Below are 17,749 nucleotides of genomic sequence, written 5' to 3'. Positions count from 1 at the left end.
GGGTCAGGCAGGGGACGGGGACCGGGGTCATGGCAAGGGGCGGGGACCCACCCTTCAGGCCCCCGCCGGTCTGACTGACTTCCCCGTTCAATCGACGGCGAACACCCAGAAGACGCCCCCGCGCGGCGTGTCCTTGGTGAGCTGCGCCATCGGCCCGGCCCACAGCGGAATCGCGCCGCCGTAGCCGCTGAAGACGCCGACGTACTGCTTGCCGTTCACCGAGAAGCTGATCGGCGTGCCGACGATGCCGGAGTTGGTCTTGAACGACCACAGCTGCTTGCCGGTGCGCGCGTCAAAGGCCATGAAGTCGCGGTTGGCGGTGTTGCCGGTAAAGACCAGGCCGCCCCCGGTGGTCAGCACCCCGGCCCACAGCGGGGCCTGCCAGGTCTGCTTCCAGACCTGCCTGCCGGTCACGGGATCGACCGCCTGGAGCTTGCCGACGTAGCCCAGGTTGGGCACCGGGTTGAGTTCGAACTCGGCGCCGACGTAGGCCTCGCCCGCCGCGTACTTGGTCTGGGCGCCCTTGATGTTCATGCACCACTCGTTGCTGGGGATGTAGATCAGCTTGGTCTGCGGGCTGTAGGCGGCGGGCTGCCAGTTCTTGCCGCCCAGGAAGCTGGGGCAGGCGTTCACCTGCTTGCCGATGTCGGGGCGGTGCTGCGGGTCCCAGATCGGGCGGCCGCTGGCGTCCAGGCCCTTGTAGGCGGTGTTGGTCACGTACTCGTGGGCGCCCTTGTAGGTCACGCCGCCGCCCGCACGGTCGAAGAGGTACAGGTAGCCGTTGCGGTGCGCGGTGGCCATCGCCTTGATCGGCTTGCCGTTCACGGTCGCGTCGAACATGATCTGTTCGTTCACACCGTCGTAGTCCCAGGCGTCGTTGGGGGAGTACTGGAAGCCGCTCTTGATCTTGCCAGTGTTCACGTCGAAGGCGAGCACCGACGAGGACCACTTGAGATCATCGGTCGGCTTGCGCCGGGGGTCCATCCAGGGGCTGGGGTTTCCAGCGCCCCAGTACACGGTCTTGGTGGCCGGGTCGTAGCTGCCGGTCAGCCAGGTGGGGGCGCCGCCCTGGGCCGCGCTGCCCGCCGGATAGCTGGCGTCCACGGTGGTGTAGGTCTTCCACAGCGACTTGCCGGTCTTGGGGTCCATCGCTTCCAGGAAGCCCCGGATGCCGTACTCGCCGCCGTGGACGCCGGTGATCAGCTTGCCGTTCGCCAGCAGCGGCGCGGAGGTGATGGTGTAGCGTTTCTTGTAGTCCTCGATGGTGCGGTCCCAGGCGATCTTGCCGGTCTTGGCGTTAAAGGCCAGCATGTGGGCGTCGAGGGTGCCCATATACACCATGTCGCCGTACACGGCCACGCCGCGGTTCACCACGTCGCAGCAGCTCACCACGTCGTCGGGCAGTTCGCGCTCGTACTTCCAGAGGAGCTGCCCCGTCGCGGCATTCAGCGCGAACAGCTTGTTCATCGGCGCGGTGATGAACATCACCCCGTTGTTCACGATGGCGGGCGCCTCGTGCCCCTCGGTCTGTCCGGTGGAAAAGGCCCACACCGGCCGCAAGCGCGCGACGTTCGCCGCCGTGATCTGGTTCAGCGGCGAGTAGCCCCAGTTGTTGTAGTTGCCCCGGTACATCAGCCAGTTCCCGGCCTCCGGGTTCTGGAGCCGCGCGTCCGTCACGCTGCTGTAGGTCGCCACCTGCGCCGCGCCCCAGGTGCCTGCCATTGCCAGGATCGCCGTCAGAATCTTCCGCATACTGCCTCCCCTTGCGAACAGAAGTGAATGGTGGACGGAAACTGCGCCGCATGGACCGCTGTGAACGGACGCTCCTCGGGAACGGGTCTGACTGAAACCGGCGTTACTTGGGGCCGATCTTGCCGGTGAATTCGCCCGCCGCGACCAGCTCGCCCGCCGCGTCGGTCTTCAGCGGCAGGGCCGGGAGGCGGCGGGGCGCCGGGCCACCCAGGACGGTGGCGTTGTCCCGGGGATCGTAGATGCTGCCGTGGCAGGTACAGATGATGTTGCCCTTGCCCTGTCCGATCGAGCCGATCTCCTTGGCCGGGCAGCCCTGGTGGGTGCAGACGCTGGAGTAGGCGACCACCCCGTTCACCGCGTTCTTCTGGCTGCTCGCCTTGATCTCGGACGGCTTGAGCCGCACGATGACGACGCCGGACTTCATGGCGTCCCGGGGTTTCTTGGTGGCGGGGTCCACGGCCTGCGCCCAGACCGCTGCGCCTTCCTTCAGGTCGGCCACCTTCACGACCTGGCCCTTCTGGGGGCCATCCTGGTAGACCAGCAGGTCGCCGCTTTTGGCCGGGCTGCTCGCGGTCTGCGCGGCGACACGCCCGCCGAGCGTGACGGCCGCCCCGGTCACGGCGACCAGTTTGATAAAGCTGCGGCGGCTGGGCATCTCCGTCATGGGGCTGGCCGTGATGGGCTTCTCGGTCATGCAGAGGTCCTCCGGGGCAGGGGCAGCGCCGGGCGGACCGGCACGCAGGTGCAAAGCGGCAAACGCGGGAGCAGGACAGCTCCGGGGCACCCCCGGGTGGGGCGGCGGGCGGAGCGGCTGAGATTCGGGTGGACCTCCAACATAGAAACTCCGGGGAGCGGTGTCAAACGCAGGCGGGCGGGAAAAGGGGAACGGCCTGGCTGAGCGGAGCGGGTTGTCTGATCCCGTCCAGTGTACGGACCGCGGGGTTGGGGAAAGGTTGGTGGGGAGGGTTGGCCCTCAGCCGCGCCCACCGGCGATGTGGGCCGCCTCGGGGGTCCGGGCCAGCAGGCGCATCGCGGCGGCCCCCAGCAGCGGCCCCACGGCCAGCACCGTGAAGGCCAGCGGCCAGCCCCCGGCGCGCACCAGCACCGGCACCAGGGCGATACTCCCGGCCGTCAGCGTGAAGCCCAGGGCCAGTTGCGCGGTCAGCGCCGTACCGACGTAGGCGGGATCAGCGATCTCGCTCACGATGGTCGAGAACTGCGCGGAGTCCGCGATGATCCAGAAGCCCCACAGCAGGCTGAGGGCCAGCACGGCGGGGGGGGCCGCCTGTGTCAACGCCGCCAGGGCCAGCGCGCATCCGCCCGAGAGCAGCATCGCGAGCGCGGTGAGCCGGGTGCGGCCCCAGCGGTCGCCCAGCACGCCGCCCACGTAACAGCCCAGCGCCCCCACGCCCACCACCGCGAAGGTCGCGTAGGCGGCCCCACGCGCCGGATCGGGCAGGCCCTGGGCGGTCAGCACGCCCGTGAAGAACGCCGCGAACCACGCCCACATCGCGTACAGCTCCCACATGTGCCCCAGGTAGCCCAGCGTGGCCAGCCCCACGCCCCGCCCGGTCAGGATGCGCCACGCCTGCGCGGGCCGGAAGGCGGCGGGCGGAAAACGGTACGGCCCTTCCCTCACCCCGGAGGCGATGCCCCCACCCAGCGCGGCGAGCAGGCTGGTCGTGAGGATCACCGTCCGCCAGTTCGCGCCGCCCAGGCCGTTCACCAGATGCGGCAGCGCCGAGCCGAGCGTGAGTGCCCCGACCATCACGCCCAGCGCCACGCCGCGCCCGCTGCGAAACCAGGCCGACATGGCCTTGAGGGCGGGGGGATAGACCAGCGCCAGCGCCGCCCCCGTGAGCGCGCGCAGCAGGCCCGCCAGAACCGGACCGCCCGCCACCAGCAGCCCCAGGTTCGCCGCAGCAGCCAGCACCGCCCCCGCCAGGATCAGCCGCCGGGGCGGCACCCGGTCGGCCAAGTTCAGGGCCGCGCTCAGCACCGCGCCCACCACGAAGCCGAGCTGCACGGCCAGCGTCAGCCACGCCGCCGCCGTATCGCTCAGCCCCCAGGCCGCCCGCAGTTGCGGCAGCACCGCCGCCGCCGAGAACCAGGGCGCCATCGCCAGGACGACCGCGACGGCCAGCCGCGTGAGCGCCGACCAGCGGCCGGGAGCCGCTGCCTCAGGGACGGAGGAGGTCATGCCGCGCAGCATAAGGCGGCACTGGGGGACGGGGCACAGCCGGAAACCGCAGGCCGGTGAAGACCTCTCCCCTCCTCCTGGCGGGCCGGGCGAAAAAGCCCGCCACCGTGCTTTTTGCTCCTCCCCCTTGAGGGGGGAGGCCGGGTGGGGGTGAACGGGCCGGGCGTCAGAGGCCAATGGGAAGAATCAGGCTCCACTTTTGAGGCGGCGCCTGGAGGGCAGCCTGCGGCTGCCACCCCTCTCCCGCAAGGGGAGAGGGAGAAAAATCGCGTCTCCGTCACGGGTCGCCCAGCGCGGCGCGGCGGGCGCGGACCAGCGGGAGGCGGGGGTCGCCCGCCGCGAGCAGAGTTTCGAGTTCCAGCAGCAGTTCGGGGTCCTCGAAGCGCAGTGCGTAGCGCCACAGCAGTTCGGGGTCGCGCGAGCGGAAGACGGCCTCGCGCAGCGCGGCGTCCAGGTACTCGCGCCAGTACGTGAGGAACGGCGAGGCGCTGTGCGGCAGCAGCGGGCCGTTGTACACGTCGAGTGCCCGGCCCGGCTGCCCGGCCAGCAGCGCGGCCTCGCTGATGGCGCCGTCGAACTGCACCGGGAGCGACAGGCGGTAGGGGCGTGAGGCGATCCCCCCGCCCAGCAGGGTCCGCAGGGTGCTGATCTCGGACTTGAGGGTGCTGAGGCTGACCGGCTGGTCGCCGTAGACGTGCGCGTGCATGGCGTCGAGCGTCAGCCCACCGGGGCAGAGGGCCAGGACCGCCAGCAGCTCATGTTGCCGGGGCGTCAGGTGCAGGCGTCGGCCGTGCAGGGTCACGCGCGGCGGGCCGCACAGGTACAGCGTCAGGCCCTCCTTGCGGCCCTGCCCGGCGCCGAGGCCCTGTTCGATCAGCCCGGCGTAGTGCCGGGTGCTGGTCAGCCCCAGCGGCGTGCTGCGCTCCCAGGTGGTGCTGAAGTCCAGCACGCCCAGCACCTCCCCGGTGCGCGGGTCACGGATCGGGGAGGAGTAGCACACCCAGTCGTGGACCGTCTGCACGTAATGTTCGGCGGCGAAGACGCGCACCGTCTGGCGGGTCCGCAAGGCGAGCGCCAGGGCATTCGTGCCGACGCTGGATTCGTCCCAGTGGCCGCCGGGCACGAAGTTGATGCCGCGCGCCAGGCGGTGCATCCGGTCGCTGCCGCTGGTCCACAGCAGTTGCCCGCCCGCGTCCGCGATGGCGACGATCAGGTCGCCGTCCTCGGCCAGGGCGGACAGTTCGGCCAGCAGCGGACGGCTGGCGTGTTCCAGCCGCGATTCGCGCCAGGCGTGCTGCACGTCGGCGTCGTTCTCGACCGGGGCGGACACCCGTTCGGGCGGCACCGTCCGGGCCGAACGTGCCCAGGAGGCCAGCAGGTCCTCGGTCACCGGGACCCGCGCTCCCGAAGTGATGTACTGCTGCCAGGCGCGTTCCAGCCGCTCCCGCTCCCGAATGAGCCGTTCGTCCATGCTGCCCCTGTGCCCCAAGACGCCTGCCGACTGCCACCGCCAAACCGCTGAAGATTGAAAGGTCCATCCAAGCTAGCACCCCCCGGGCAGGTTGGAAAGAGGTTGGCCCCGTCTGCGACGCAGCTTGCAAAGTTGCAATGCGGGGGGGCCGGGGGCTAGCGTGAAGCCAACCAGGTCACAGCGTCAGGCTGCCCGGGCCGCAGGGTGCGGGGGGCAAAGCATCACCATTCTCGCGTGGAGGTGGATGTGGCTCGTCAAGGGGATCAGCGGGGCAGGGGAGCGGCGGCCCGGTGGGCACTGGCGGGGGCGCTGCTCCTGGCAGGGCAGGCGCAGGCGCAGCGCAGCATCAGCGTGGGCCTTCAGGCGGGCGGCACCCTCTCCTGGGTCACGTACGCCATCGGGTATTTCGGCATCGACCGCGACCTGGGCCTCAAGGTGAACGCCAAGACCTACGCCAGCAAGGACGCCACACGGGTCGCGCTACGTTCGGGCGACGCGCAGGTCGTGGTGGACGATTTTCTGGAGGTCACGCTGCTGCGCCAGAAGGGCTTCGACGTGACGGCCGTGTATCCCTTCAGCCTGCTGACGGGCGGCGTAATCGTGCCCGCCGCGAGTGACATCCGCACCGTCGCGGACCTGAAGGGCAAGACCATCGGCGCGACCAGCCTCACCGACAAGACGCTGCTGATCCTGCGCGCCTACGCCCGCGCCAGGGCGGGCTTCGATCCCCAGACGGCCAGCCAGGTCGCCTCGGTGTCGAGTCCGCTGATGGAGCAGTTCATGACGCGCGGCGAGATTCAGGCGGGGATTCCCTTCTGGCACCACGGCGCGCGGATGGTGAGCACCGGCAAGTACCGGCAACTGATTTCCAGCGCCGACCTGCTGCGCGGCCTGGGCCTGGCGCCGAACGTGCCGCTGCTGTACCTGATCGCCCGCAACGACACCGACCCCGAGACGCTGCGGCTGTTCGTGAAGGCCGCCTTGCTGGCCGAGGACCGCATGAAACGCGACGACGGGTACTGGGACGCGATGCTGAAAGAAGGTCTTTACAACCTCCCTGACCGGGCGCAACTCCCCGCCCTGCGCGCGCAGTGGGCCGCCGGACTCCCGAAAGGGTGGAGTTCGGCCGACCTGAACAACACGCTGCTGCTGACCCGCAAGATGATCGAGGTGGCCGGGCCGGACGTGGTGGGCCTGACCCGGCTGGACACCCGCGCCTTCAACACCCGTTTCCGGCCCTGAGCGATGCAGCGCACGGCCCGCCGCCTGAGCGCCGCGCCCCCCGTCCGGCCCGGGTGGGGCCGCTGGGTGCTGCCCGCGGCGGGCCTGCTGCTGCTCGTGCTGGCGTGGCCGCTGGCGAGCGCGCTGCTGGGCGCGGACGTGTTTCCCGGTCCCGCTGAAACGCTGCGGTTCCTGGCGCGGGAGGCGGCGCGGGGCACCCTCTGGACGAATGTGGGAATCACCCTCTGGCGGGTGCTGTCGGCCTTCGCGCTGGCGCTGCTGATCGGCACGCCGCTGGGCTGGGCGCTGGGCACCCACCCGCGCTTCGCGGCGCTGGCAGCCCCCTGGCTGGCGGTGGGCCTGACGGTGCCGCGCATCCTGATCCTGCTGGCCGCGTACCTGCTGATCGGCCTCAACGAACGGGCGCTGGTGGCGGCCATCACGCTGATCCTGCTGCCCACGGTGGCGGTGCAGGTCCGCGAGGGGGTGCGGGCGCTCGACCCCCGACTGGCGGACATGGCCCGCGCCTTCCGCGTCTCCCCGGCGCAAACTCTCCGCCACGTCACGCTGCCGCAGCTCTGGCCGTCGCTGCTGGGCGCGGCGCGGGTCACGCTGAGCCTCTCGTGGAAGATGGTGGTGTTCGGTGAGGTGTTCGGGCGCACCAGCGGCGTGGGGTACCTGATCGCCTTCTACTTCCAGCAGTTCGAGATGCGCGGCATCCTGGCCTACGGGCTGGTGATGACGCTGATCCTGTCGGCCATCGACTACGGCCTGGCCGCGCTGGGCGAGCGGGCGTTCGCGTGGCGGAGGTCCCGGTGACGGGCAGCCTCGACTTCCGGGATGTGACGGTGCGCTACGGCGCGGCCCCGCCGGTCCTGGCCGGGCTGACGCTGACCGTGACGCCCGGGGAGGTCGTGGCGGTGATCGGCCGCAGCGGGTGCGGCAAGACGACCCTGCTGCACCTGGCCGCCGGGCTGCTGGTTCCCCAGGCCGGGCAGGTGACCTTCGGCGGCGAGGTTCGCACCGGGTACGTGTTTCAGGAACCGCGCCTGCTGCCCTGGCTGACATTGGAAGGCAATCTGCGCCTGACCAGTCCGCCCGACCGTCACGGGCACATCGCGGCGGAGCTGGCGCGGGTGGGGCTGCGGGGGCAGGAGCGGCGCTACCCGGGCGAGCTGTCCCTGGGCATGGCGCAGCGGGCCGCCGTCGCCCGCGCCCTGCTGCTGCGCCCGAACCTGCTGCTGCTCGATGAGCCCTTCAGCGCCCTCGACGAGCTGACCGCCAGCGAACTGCGCGCCGAACTCGCCGGACTGCTGCGTGAGACGCGGCCCACGACGCTGCTGGTGACGCACAACCCCGCCGAGGCGGTCTTCCTGGCCGACCGGGTGGTGGCCCTGGCCGGAACGCCCGCCGCCGTCCGGGGCGAGGTCCGGGTCACGCTGCCCCGCCCGCGTGACCCCGACGACCCCGCCGCCGCCCGCGCCGTGCGCGAGGTGCGTCAGTTGCTCGGCGGGGAGCGGGTGCCGGTATGAAGCTCCTCCGCGCCCTGCTCCCGCTGGCCCTGCTCTCCGGGGGAGCCGCCGCGCAGGGTGTCCTGCCCGGGGTGAACCTCGGCTGGCTGGCGGACGAGCGTGGCGTGATGGTGCAGACGCTGGGGGTGACTGCCGCGCGCCTGGGCCTCGCCCTGGGCCTGGGCCTGGCCGCAGGCACGCTGCTCGCCGCGCTGATGCGGAGCAGCCCGCGCGTGGAGGCGTGGCTGACGCCCTGGGTGCTGGCGCTGCTGGCGGTGCCCTGGGTGCTGATCCTGGTCGCCCTGAACCTGATCCCGACCCTGGGCGTGCGCGAGACGACCGGCATCGGCGTCGCCGCCCTCGCCACCGCCGTGCAGGTGTTCGCCCTGGGCCGCCGCAAGCTGGAGGAACGGCGGGAGGCGTACCTGCGCCGCGCCCTGTGGTACGGCTTTCTGGCGGTGATGGCGGGCGAACTGCTGGCACGCACGGACGGGCTGGGGGCCAAGATCCGCTTTTACGCGCTGTTCACCCAGTTCGATCACCTGGCCGCCTACCTGCTGCTCGCCGGGCTGCTGTGGCTGGCCTTTGCGCTGCTGGGGCGGGTCCTGCTGGCGGTGCTGGGCCGCTCCTTCCTGGGGAGGGGCGCGTGACCGGCCCGGCCCTGACCACGCTGCTGCGGGGCGTGCAGCGCCGGGAGGCGGGGCGGCGGCGCTGGCGGCGGCTGGGCTGGGCGGTGACGGTGGGCCTGGGCACGCTGGCGCTGGGCGGTCTGGCGTACCTGCTGCACGCGCCGCTGGGGGTGCCGTCCCCATCCCCGGCGCTGACCGCGGGCCTCGCCGGGCTGCTCGGTGGGCTGACGGCGCTGGGGCTGGAGGTCCGGGCCACGCCCCCTGGCCCGCAGGAGGCCGCCCGCCTCGCGGACCGCCGACTGGGGCTGCACGACCTGCTGGGCACGGCCCTGACCCTCCCTGGGCAGACAGGTGACCCGCTGGAGGTGGCCCTGCACACCCGCATCCGCGCGCAGGCGGAGGAAGCGGCGCGGCCCCGGCAGGCGGCGGACGTGGTGCCTCCCCCCTCTCCCACCTGGGCGCGCGTTCCCGCCGGACTGGCCGCGCTCGCCCTGCTCGTCTGGCTGCTGCCTCCCCTGCCTGCCCCGGTGCGGCTGGCCGCGCCTGCCGAAGCGCGCGCCGAGGTTCTCCGCACGCCGGAGCCAGTCAGGGCCACGGCCGGGGAAAAAGTGGCCCCGGCGACCCTCTCCCCCTCTCCCTCACCCGCCTCCCCGGCGGCGCCTCCCACGGGAACGCAGCCGAAAACGCCAGCGGTCACCGCACAGGCCAACGCGGGCAAGGAGCGTCCCGGCGTGGCAGTCAGTGGGGCGGCAGGCACGCGGAGTCGCGCGCCCGGCCTGGACCGCCCCCGCGAGGCCCAGACCTCTCTGGTCGAGGAGGCCCGCTCGCCCGGCTCGGCGGGGCCGGGGGGAGGGAGCACGCGGGACACGCCCTTCGGCTCGCGGGAGGGGGGCCATGTCCCGCCGGAAGAGCTTCGCAGCAACCCGGACGCGCTGGCGGCCGCCCCCTACGATCCCGGCGGGCCGGGCAGCCAGACGCAACACCAGAAGAACAGCGGCCCGCCCGAGTTGCGGCAGGCGTCCGGCGGGCGCGGCGTGGAGAGCGAGGGCCGGGACCGCTGCGTGCAGGGCTGCCTCACCAACAACGACATGAACCGGGGGCAGACGCCGCGCGCCAGCAAGCCGTCCGACCCCGAAGGCCACCCCCAGAGCGGCACCAGCGACAGCGGCGGCGGCGCGGCGGGCAGCACCAGCAGCGTGGGCCTGGGGTCGGGGCGGCTGCCCGACATCACCGTGCGCTACCGGCAGCAGCTCCTGGCCGGGAATCCCCGGAACGCCGAGCGGGTGCGGGTGCTGGCCGCACCGGGGGCATCCCCGCCCGAACCGGCCCCCGGCGCGGCCACCGCCGGTCCCTGGACCGCCCAGCCCGAACCGCCCCTCACACCCGACCACATTCCCGACGCCGCCCGTGACACGGTGCGCGCCTACTTCCGGAGGACGCCATGACCCAGACCGCCCCCGATTCGATCCTCGCCCGCCTCGACGAGCGGCTGGACGCCCTGCGCCGCGCGAAGGCCGCCATTCACGAGGTCGTGGTGGGGCAGGGCGAGGTGGTCGATCAGGTGCTGGTGGCGCTGCTGGCGGGCGGGCACGTGCTGGTGGAAGGTGCCCCCGGCATGGGCAAGACGCTGCTGGTGCGGACGGTCGCGGACGTGTTCGGCCTCCGGATGGGCCGCGTCCAGTTCACGCCGGACCTGATGCCCGCCGACATCACCGGCACGCTGGTCCTCTCGCCCGACGAGCGGGGCGTGAACCGCCTGGAATTCATGCCGGGGCCGATCTTCGCGCAGCTCCTGCTGGCCGACGAGGTGAACCGGGCCACGCCCAAGACCCAGTCGGCGCTGCTGGAGGCGATGCAGGAAGGCACCGTCACCGTCGCGGGGGAGGGCCGCCCGCTGCCCCGGCCCTTTTTCGTGCTGGCGACGCAGAATCCCATCGAGCAGGAGGGCACCTACCTGCTGCCGGAAGCGCAGCTCGACCGCTTCTTCTTTAAGGTGGACGTGCCGTTCCCCGACGCGGGGGTGCTGGGCCGCATCCTCGCGCAGACGACCGGGCTGCACGGGGTGGAGGCTCGGGCGTGCCTGACGGCGGCGGAACTGCTGGAGGCGCAGCGGACGGTGCGGGCGCTGCCCGTGTCGCCAGACGTGGTGGACACGATCTCGCGGCTGATCGTGAGCACGCAGCCGTCCAGGCCCGAGAGCGGCCCGGAGGTGCGGCGCTTCGTGCGCTTCGGAGTCAGCCCGCGCGGCGCGCAGACGCTGGTGCTGGCGGCCAAGGCGCAGGCCATGCTGGCGGGCCGCGCGCACGTCAGCCTGACCGACGTGCGGGCGGTGCTGCTGCCCGCCCTGCGCCACCGCTTCCAGCTCAACTTCGAGGGCGTGGCCGAGGGCGTGGACAAGGACGCGCTGCTGACGCGCCTGCTGGACGCGCAGGTGAAGTGAGATGGAGTTGCCGCCCGCCCTCCAGCAGGAACTCGCCCGCCGCCGCCTGACCGCGCCCCACGCCCGCGCACAGGGCGGGGTGGGTGAGCGGCCCTCGCGGGCGAAGGGGGCCGGGATCGAGTTCGCCGACCACCGCCCCTACCAGCCCGGCGACGATATCCGCGCCCTCGACGCGGTGGTCACCGCCCGGCTGGGCACGCCGGTCGTGCGGGAATTCGTGGTGGCGCAGCAGCTCCCCGTGCTGGTGGTCCTCGACGCGAGCGCGAGCATGCGGATCGGCAGGCCCCCGAAGTTCGGGCTGGCGGCGGGCGTGGCGGGCGCGCTGGCCTTCGTGGCGCTGGCGGGGGGCGACGCCGTGCAGGCCTTCACCTTCGGGCGCAGCGTGCGCGTCTCGGCGCGCTTGCAGGGCGTGAACCGCGCCACCGAACTGCTGGGCTGGCTGGGTCAGGCACACGCGGAGGGAGCGGGCACGCTGGAGGAGGCCGTGGGCCGCGCCGCCTCCCGCGCGCCCCGGGGCGCCCTGGTGATCCTGGTCAGCGATTTCCTGTCGGAAGACGCCCTGCGCGCCCTGGACACCGCGCACGCCCGGGCGCAGGAGGTGCTGGCCGTGCAGGTGCTGGCCCCCGAGGAACGGGAACCGGAACGCCTGCGCGCCGCGCCGGGCCGGGCCGACCCCCTGCGCCTGGACGACGTGGAGGGCGGGGGCAGCGCGGTCGTCACCCTGGACGACGCGACGCTGGACCGCTACCGCCGGGCGCTGGCCGCCTGGACCGCCGAACTGCGCGCCGCCCTGGCCCGGCACGGGGGCCGACTGGTCCAGGTGCAGGCCGACCAGCCGCTGGGGGAGGTGATGCTGCGTGAGTTCCTGGCGCGCGGCATCATCAGGTGAGCTTCGGTCAGCCCCTCTGGCTGCTGCTGGGGCTGCTGGCGGCGCTGCTCGTCTTCCTGCACCGGCAGCGCCGGGCGCACCGGGCGGCGGAGGTCGGGAGCCTGCACCTGTGGCGGCGGCTGGCGGCCGAACACGTCCCCGAACGGGCCAGGCGGCTGCCGCGCCTGAGTGCGGCGCTGCTGCTGCAACTGCTGGTGCTGGGCCTGCTGGCGCTGGCCCTGGCCCGGCCCGGCCTGGGGAGGGACCCGGCGGGCGGGGCGGACACGCTGGTGCTGCTGGACGCTTCCCGCGCCATGCGCGCGGCGGACGTCCGCCCGGACCGCTTCACCGCCGCCGCGCGGGACACCGCCCGGCAACTGGGCGGGCGCGTCACCGTGCTGCTGGTGGGCGAACACGTCACGCCGCTCGCCGTGAACCGCGACGACCGCGACGCGGTGCGCCGGGCACTGCTCAGCGCCCAGGCGACCGACGGCCTGGCGGACTGGGCCACAGCGGGAAGAACGGTGCAGACCTTCCAGGGAAAAGCCCATCCCCGCGTGCTGGCCTTTGCCGCGCCGTCCACCTTCGCCGCCGCCCAGGCAGCCCTCGCGGGCCTGAACGCCGAGGTGAGAACGGTCGGGGGTCCCCTGACCAACGCGGCCCTCACCCGCTTCGAGGTGATGCCCGGTGCGGTGGGGGCGGCCTGGACACTGCGGGGAGCGGCCCGCCTGTACGGCTCCCCCGGCCAGCGGACCCTCACCGTCACGCTGGACGGGCAGCCCCTCGCGCGGCGGACCCTCACGCTGGTTCCCGGGCAGGAGGTGCCCTTCGCCCTGACCTTCACCCCCGGGCGCGGCGGCGTGCTGCGCGCGGCCCTCGACGCCGACGGCCTGCCCGCAGACGATGCCGCGCAGGCCGTGCTGCGGCCCACACCCCTGCCGCTGCGGGTGGCCCTGCTCGGGGAGGCGGCGGGCGACGTGCGGCGCGCGCTGCTGGCCCTGCCCGGGGTCGTCCTCTCCCCCACGCGCACCCTGGCGGCGGACGCGGACCTGGTGGTGGTGACGGCCCCCGGCGTGACGGGACAGGCCGTTCGCCCGACGTTGTGGCTGAACGCCCCGCAGACTTCCGGGCTGCCGGTCACGCCGACCACCTGGAATGACCGCGACCCGCTCAGCCGGGGGGTGACGTGGGCCGACCTCACCCTGGGCGCTCCCGCCACGCCTGTACAGCCCTGGCCGGACGGGGAGGCGCTGCTGTCCGGCCCGCAGGGTCCGCTCATCGAGCGGCGCGGCGCGGGGGGCGCGCCGGAGGTGCGCGTGAACTTCCCCGTCGAGGCGGCCTCGTGGACGCGGACCCCGGCCTGGCCCACCTTCCTGCGGAACGTGGCGCTCGCCGCGCAGCCAGATGCGGGCGAACGGGTGGTCCCGCCCTGCACGGTGGGCGAACCGTGCCCACTGCCGCCCGGTCGGCCGCTTACCGGCCCGGAGGGACAGGCGCTCGGGACGCCGAACAGCTTCACGCCACTGCGGGCAGGGGTGTACCGGGTGGGCGGCGAACCCCTCGCGGTGAACCGCCTCGCCGGGCCGGAAGCCGATCTGACGGCGGGGGCAGGAAAGACGGCCCTCCTCCCCCGCTCCCTGACCCTGCCCAGCGGGTGGCCGCTCTGGTCGGGGCTGCTGGCCCTGGCCCTGGTCCTGCTGCTGGCCGAGGGGGTGCTGGCGGTCCGGGCCGAACCGGCGTTGCGGCGGGGACGCTGGGGCAGGCTGCGCCCCGCCCAGCGGCGGATGCTGGCGCTGCACGCGGCGGCGGCCGTGCTGCTGGGGCTGGCCCTGCTGAACGTGCCGCTCCCGGCCCCGGGCCGCCCCCGGGCGGCGGCGCTCGTGCTGCCCCCGGACACCGCGAACCCGGCGGGGCTGCCGAACATTACCCGCGTGTGGGGCACTGCCGTTCCCCGGTTGACGCCCACCGGGGCCGCGCCCGCCCGTACAGGCGACGTGGCCGACGCCGTGGAATTCGCTGCCGCCACCCTGCCCGCCGCCTCCGAGCGCACGGTGCTGCTGAGTGGGGACCGCTGGCCCGCCTCGTCCCGGCTGCCGGACGTGCTGGCCGCGCTGCGTGGCCAGGGCGTGACCGTTCACGCGGTCCGCAGCGCGGGGGCACCGGCCCTCGAACTGCGCGCCCTGACGGTCCCGGCCCAGGTGCCCGCCGGGCAGGCCTTCGCCCTCCAGGCGGCCGTGCGGAGCGCGCAGCCGACCACCCTGCGGGTCACGCTGCGGCGGGGCGCGACACTGATCGTCCAGGACACCCTGACCGTGCCTGCCGGAGACACGCGCCTCGCCCTGCCCCTGCGCGAGGACCGGCCGGGGCTTGCCGGGTACACGCTGACCCTGCGGGGGGAGACGGCGGGGGTGGAGGGCCAGGCCGCCACCCAGGTGACCGCACCGCCCCGCGTGGCCGTGGTGGGGGGCGACGCGGCAGCCCGCACCCTGCTCGGCCGCGCGCTGGCCGTGCAGGGCTTGCAAGCAGTGCCCCTTGCCCCGGCGGCGCTGGGGGCGAGCGATCTGAAGGGCTTGGGCAGTGTGACGCTGCTCGACGTGCCCGCCCGCGACCTGAGTGCGGACATCCGGACGGCCCTGGAAGCCTGGGTGCGGCGGGGCGGACACCTGGTGATCGGCGGCGGCCCGCACGCCTTCGGGCCGGGCGGCTACCTGGGCACGCCGCTGGAGGCCCTCTCGCCCCTGTCCAGCCGCGTGCCCCGCGACGCGCCGCGCCTCGCGCTGGGCCTCCTGCTCGACAAGTCCGGCAGCATGAACGAGACGGTGGCCGGGAACGTGACCAAGCTCGACCTGATCAAGGCGGCGGCGCTGACGGCGGCGGGCCTGCTCCACGCGCAGAGCGACGTGGCCGTGATCGCCTTCGACACCGCCCCCAAAGTCGCGGTGCCCCTCCAGCGGGCGGATAATCCGGCGCGGCTGCGGGCCCAGATCGGGCGCATCGAGGCCGAGGGCGGGACGGTGGTGTGGCGCGCGCTGGAGGCGGGCCTGAAGCAGCTCCAGGCGTCGGGCGCGTCCAGCAAGCACCTGATCCTGCTGTCGGACGGCATCGACGGCGGCATCTTCAACCCCGACCAGTACGAGCAACTGGTGCGCCGCATCCGGGCGACCGGCATCACGGTCAGCACCGTCTCGGTGGGCAGCGGGATGCACATTCCCCTGATGCGCGACATCGCCCGCTGGGGCGAGGGCACCTTCCACCTCACCCAGGACTGGCGCAACGTGCCCAGTCTGCTGGCGCAGGACGCGCTCGACCAGGGCCAGCCCGCCGTGACGAGCGCCCCCACCCCCGTGCAGTGGCCGGGCACAGACGGGACAGGCCGCCCGCAACAGGTCGGCGGGTACACCCACACCAGCCTCCAGCCGGGGGCGACCCTGCTGGCCCGCACCGGGAGCGGCGACCCGCTGGCGGCCTCCTGGCGGGTGGGCCTGGGCCGGGTGACCGCGCTGGGCACGCAACTGGCAGGTGGCTGGGTGAACGGCTGGACCGCGCGGCCCACCTACCCGGCCCAGCTCGCCGCCCTCATCCGGGCCGAGGGGGAGAGCGGCGGCGCCCCCCGGACGCTGGAAGCCGACGGCCTGGACCTGATCGTGCGCGGGCCGGGGCCGACCTTGACCCTGGACGGCCCCGCCGGTTCCCGGGCCGTGGCCCTTCATGCGGACGGGACGGGCGGCTTCGTGGGTCGTCTGGAGACGCCGGGAGCAGGCGGGTACAGCACGCCGGACGCGGCGCTGGGTCTGCCCGCCCCGGTCCGTGATCCGGCCCTCCTCCAGCGCATCGTCGCCGCGACGGGGGGCGGGTGGCTGGATACGCCCGCCCTGCCCGCCGCCTCTGGCCGGGGGTGGGCCTGGCGCCCGGCCTGGCCCGCCTTCGCCCTGCTGGCGCTCCTGGCCTTCCTGCTGGGCCTCGCGTTCCGCTCTCTCCCGGAAGGCCGCTTCCGCTTCCCCCGCGCCGCCTGGTTCCCCGTGCGCCAGCGCCGGGGCTGAAGACCGGCCGGGACCAGCCCCCATCGTCTGGGGAGCGGGCTGGGGGAGCGGGACAGTTTTCTTTTCGCTCTCAGGCAAGTTCCGGGGAGCTTTTCTCCCCGAGGCCAAGTTAGACTGGGGCATGATCGGAGCCAGGGAAAACAGACAACCGCCTCCCCACGAGGCCTGCGGGCCGAGTACACTGGGGGCAGCCCATGACACGACTGCCCCGGCTCTTCCAGACGTGTCCCCCAGCGCGGGGACGGGTGGACTGGCCGTGACCCGTCCCCTCCGCCTGCTCCTGGTCGACGACAGCCTGATGGACCGGCACCTCGCCGAGGAGGTGTTCGCCGAGTACGCCCAGCTGTGTACCGTCACCACCGTCGCCAGCGGTCAGGCGGCGCTGGACGCCATGCTGGGCGCGCAGTCCGAACTGCCCGACGTGGTCCTGCTGGACATCAACATGCCGGGCCTGTCCGGTTTCGAGGTGCTGCGGGCGATGAAGGAGCATCCCCGGCTCGTCCGGATTCCGGTGGTGATGTTGACCACCTCCAGCCACGACCAGGACATTACCCAGGCGTACACGCTGCACGCCAGTTCGTATCTGATCAAGCGCATGAATTTTCAGGACTTCGTGGCCCAGGTCGAGGGGTTCCTGGAATTCTGGACCAAGGTCCGCCTGACCTCCTGGCCCGAGGCTGCCCCGTCCTGAGGCGTGCCCGGCGCTCAGCCGCTGCCCTCCCCGGCACCGACCTTCCCGGCGGCCTGGGCGTCCGTGGTGTCGGCGGCCCGCTGCACGTCCTCTTCCCGGATCTCGCGCTGCTCGGTGTCGTGCTCGAACAATTCGCGGCGGGCGCGCAGCTTGGCCTCGGGCTGCTGGAGGTCACTGCCCTTTCCGCTGTGGACACGCTGGAAGAACACCAGGGCCCCGCCCGCCAGCGCGAAGGCCCCGGCGAAGTACAGCGTCTCCAGCGGGTCCTCCCAGCGGATGAAGTGTTCCAGAAAGGTCACGCCCAGAATCACGACGACCACCGACACGACCTTCTGCTCCAGGTCGCTGAGGCTCTCCACCCCCAGCGCCGAGGTCAGGTTCAGCGGCTTGATAAAGAGCGAGTACAGGCCCACGCCGATGATGTAGAACACCACCGCCTTGAGCATGGTGCTGACCACCTCCAGAAACTGGACCGACAGTGGCCCGGTGGGGGTGTCACCTCCCGCCGCGATCAGGTCGCGCCAGGTCCCATAGATGGTTTGCAGCGCCAGGACGGTGCCCTGGAGAAACAGGCTGAAGGACACCAGCAACACGGCGATCACGGCGATCAGCACCACGAAGCGGGTCCGCCCGATGACCTCGCTGAACCACTCACGCTTGGAAAGCTCCCCCGAAGAGTGCCGACTCACGTCTCCATCTTGCCTGCCTGCGCGGTACGCTGCGCCTCACATGAAGCTTAGGCCGCATTCGCGTGAGTGGTACGCCCGGTTGAGCCGCGAGCTGGGCGGCTACCAGACCCGGGTGCTGGAGGCAGGCAACCGCCAGGGGCCTCCCCTACCGTGAGGAACGGTACGTGGTGCTGGCCGGGGCGGAATAACTGGCTCTCCGCCCCCGGCCAGCGCCCGCTTCATCTGCCCGTTATCTCG

The 17,749-nt window shown here is 73.0% G+C and carries 14 protein-coding genes; 9 read left to right on the top strand and 5 right to left on the bottom strand.

From position 1 onward, the window contains the following. Positions 1-87 precede the first annotated feature (87 nt). The 4 genes from E5F05_RS06070 to E5F05_RS06055 all read right to left on the bottom strand — a co-directional run bounded on the left by E5F05_RS06070 (position 88) and on the right by E5F05_RS06055 (position 5,423). Positions 88-1,752, bottom strand: coding sequence for a PQQ-dependent dehydrogenase, methanol/ethanol family (locus E5F05_RS06070; protein WP_129117736.1), 1,665 nt, complete (start codon positions 1,750-1,752; stop codon positions 88-90). 103 nt (positions 1,753-1,855) lie between these two features. After that, entirely contained in the window at positions 1,856-2,446 is a 591-nt protein-coding gene (locus E5F05_RS06065) for a QcrA and Rieske domain-containing protein (RefSeq protein ID WP_129117735.1), read from the bottom strand. 279 nt (positions 2,447-2,725) lie between these two features. Next, positions 2,726-3,952 (bottom strand): MFS transporter, encoded by a 1,227-nt coding sequence (locus E5F05_RS06060; protein WP_129117734.1) that lies wholly within the window; start codon positions 3,950-3,952, stop codon positions 2,726-2,728. Positions 3,953-4,229: 277 nt separating this feature from the next. Further along, entirely contained in the window at positions 4,230-5,423 is a 1,194-nt protein-coding gene (locus tag E5F05_RS06055) for a helix-turn-helix domain-containing protein (RefSeq protein WP_129117733.1), read from the bottom strand. Between the two features lie 246 nt (positions 5,424-5,669). Here E5F05_RS06055 and E5F05_RS06050 point away from each other — a divergent pair, with 246 nt between their 5' ends. The 9 genes from E5F05_RS06050 to E5F05_RS06010 all read left to right on the top strand — a co-directional run bounded on the left by E5F05_RS06050 (position 5,670) and on the right by E5F05_RS06010 (position 16,823). Then, positions 5,670-6,665, top strand: coding sequence for an ABC transporter substrate-binding protein (locus E5F05_RS06050; RefSeq protein WP_206732989.1), 996 nt, complete (start codon positions 5,670-5,672; stop codon positions 6,663-6,665). A 3-nt stretch (positions 6,666-6,668) separates the two neighbouring features. Continuing rightward, the gene (locus E5F05_RS06045; RefSeq protein ID WP_129117732.1) at positions 6,669-7,463 is read left to right on the top strand and encodes an ABC transporter permease; all 795 of its coding nucleotides are present in this window, start codon (positions 6,669-6,671) and stop codon (positions 7,461-7,463) included. Next, on the top strand, positions 7,460-8,176 hold the full coding sequence (locus E5F05_RS06040) for an ABC transporter ATP-binding protein (protein WP_164973370.1): 717 nt from the start codon (positions 7,460-7,462) through the stop codon (positions 8,174-8,176). The genes E5F05_RS06045 and E5F05_RS06040 overlap by 4 nt, the downstream gene beginning before the upstream one ends. Then, positions 8,173-8,805: a hypothetical protein gene (locus E5F05_RS06035; protein ID WP_129117730.1), complete on the top strand. Its 633-nt coding sequence runs from the start codon at positions 8,173-8,175 to the stop codon at positions 8,803-8,805. Before E5F05_RS06040 ends, E5F05_RS06035 begins: the two co-directional genes overlap by 4 nt. Then, positions 8,802-10,229: a hypothetical protein gene (locus E5F05_RS06030; RefSeq protein ID WP_129117729.1), complete on the top strand. Its 1,428-nt coding sequence runs from the start codon at positions 8,802-8,804 to the stop codon at positions 10,227-10,229. Before E5F05_RS06035 ends, E5F05_RS06030 begins: the two co-directional genes overlap by 4 nt. Continuing rightward, positions 10,226-11,224 (top strand): AAA family ATPase, encoded by a 999-nt coding sequence (locus E5F05_RS06025; protein ID WP_129117728.1) that lies wholly within the window; start codon positions 10,226-10,228, stop codon positions 11,222-11,224. Before E5F05_RS06030 ends, E5F05_RS06025 begins: the two co-directional genes overlap by 4 nt. Position 11,225: 1 nt before the next feature. Next, positions 11,226-12,113, top strand: coding sequence for a DUF58 domain-containing protein (locus E5F05_RS06020; RefSeq protein ID WP_129117727.1), 888 nt, complete (start codon positions 11,226-11,228; stop codon positions 12,111-12,113). Further along, positions 12,110-16,132, top strand: coding sequence for a VWA domain-containing protein (locus tag E5F05_RS06015; protein ID WP_129117726.1), 4,023 nt, complete (start codon positions 12,110-12,112; stop codon positions 16,130-16,132). Before E5F05_RS06020 ends, E5F05_RS06015 begins: the two co-directional genes overlap by 4 nt. A 256-nt stretch (positions 16,133-16,388) precedes the next feature. Continuing rightward, positions 16,389-16,823: a response regulator gene (locus E5F05_RS06010; RefSeq protein WP_129117725.1), complete on the top strand. Its 435-nt coding sequence runs from the start codon at positions 16,389-16,391 to the stop codon at positions 16,821-16,823. Positions 16,824-16,837: 14 nt separating this feature from the next. Here E5F05_RS06010 and E5F05_RS06005 read toward each other — a convergent pair whose 3' ends face one another. Continuing rightward, positions 16,838-17,512, bottom strand: coding sequence for a YqhA family protein (locus E5F05_RS06005; protein WP_129117724.1), 675 nt, complete (start codon positions 17,510-17,512; stop codon positions 16,838-16,840). Between the last annotated feature and the right edge of the window lie 237 nt (positions 17,513-17,749).

The sequence above is a fragment of the Deinococcus metallilatus genome, from assembly GCF_004758605.1.
Classification (GTDB): Bacteria; Deinococcota; Deinococci; order Deinococcales; family Deinococcaceae; genus Deinococcus; species Deinococcus metallilatus.
The sequence above is the reverse complement of the archived record's forward strand: the minus strand, read 5'-3'. Positions and strand labels throughout refer to the sequence as shown.

Coding starts and splice junctions, on each gene's coding strand:
- E5F05_RS06060 (WP_129117734.1), bottom strand. CDS start 3,952: ATGACCTCCTCCGTCCCTGAGGCAGCGGCTCCCGGCCGCTGGTCGGCG.
- E5F05_RS06070 (WP_129117736.1), bottom strand. CDS start 1,752: ATGCGGAAGATTCTGACGGCGATCCTGGCAATGGCAGGCACCTGGGGC.
- E5F05_RS06025 (WP_129117728.1), top strand. CDS start 10,226: ATGACCCAGACCGCCCCCGATTCGATCCTCGCCCGCCTCGACGAGCGG.
- E5F05_RS06020 (WP_129117727.1), top strand. CDS start 11,226: ATGGAGTTGCCGCCCGCCCTCCAGCAGGAACTCGCCCGCCGCCGCCTG.
- E5F05_RS06045 (WP_129117732.1), top strand. CDS start 6,669: ATGCAGCGCACGGCCCGCCGCCTGAGCGCCGCGCCCCCCGTCCGGCCC.
- E5F05_RS06035 (WP_129117730.1), top strand. CDS start 8,173: ATGAAGCTCCTCCGCGCCCTGCTCCCGCTGGCCCTGCTCTCCGGGGGA.
- E5F05_RS06055 (WP_129117733.1), bottom strand. CDS start 5,423: ATGGACGAACGGCTCATTCGGGAGCGGGAGCGGCTGGAACGCGCCTGG.
- E5F05_RS06065 (WP_129117735.1), bottom strand. CDS start 2,446: ATGACCGAGAAGCCCATCACGGCCAGCCCCATGACGGAGATGCCCAGC.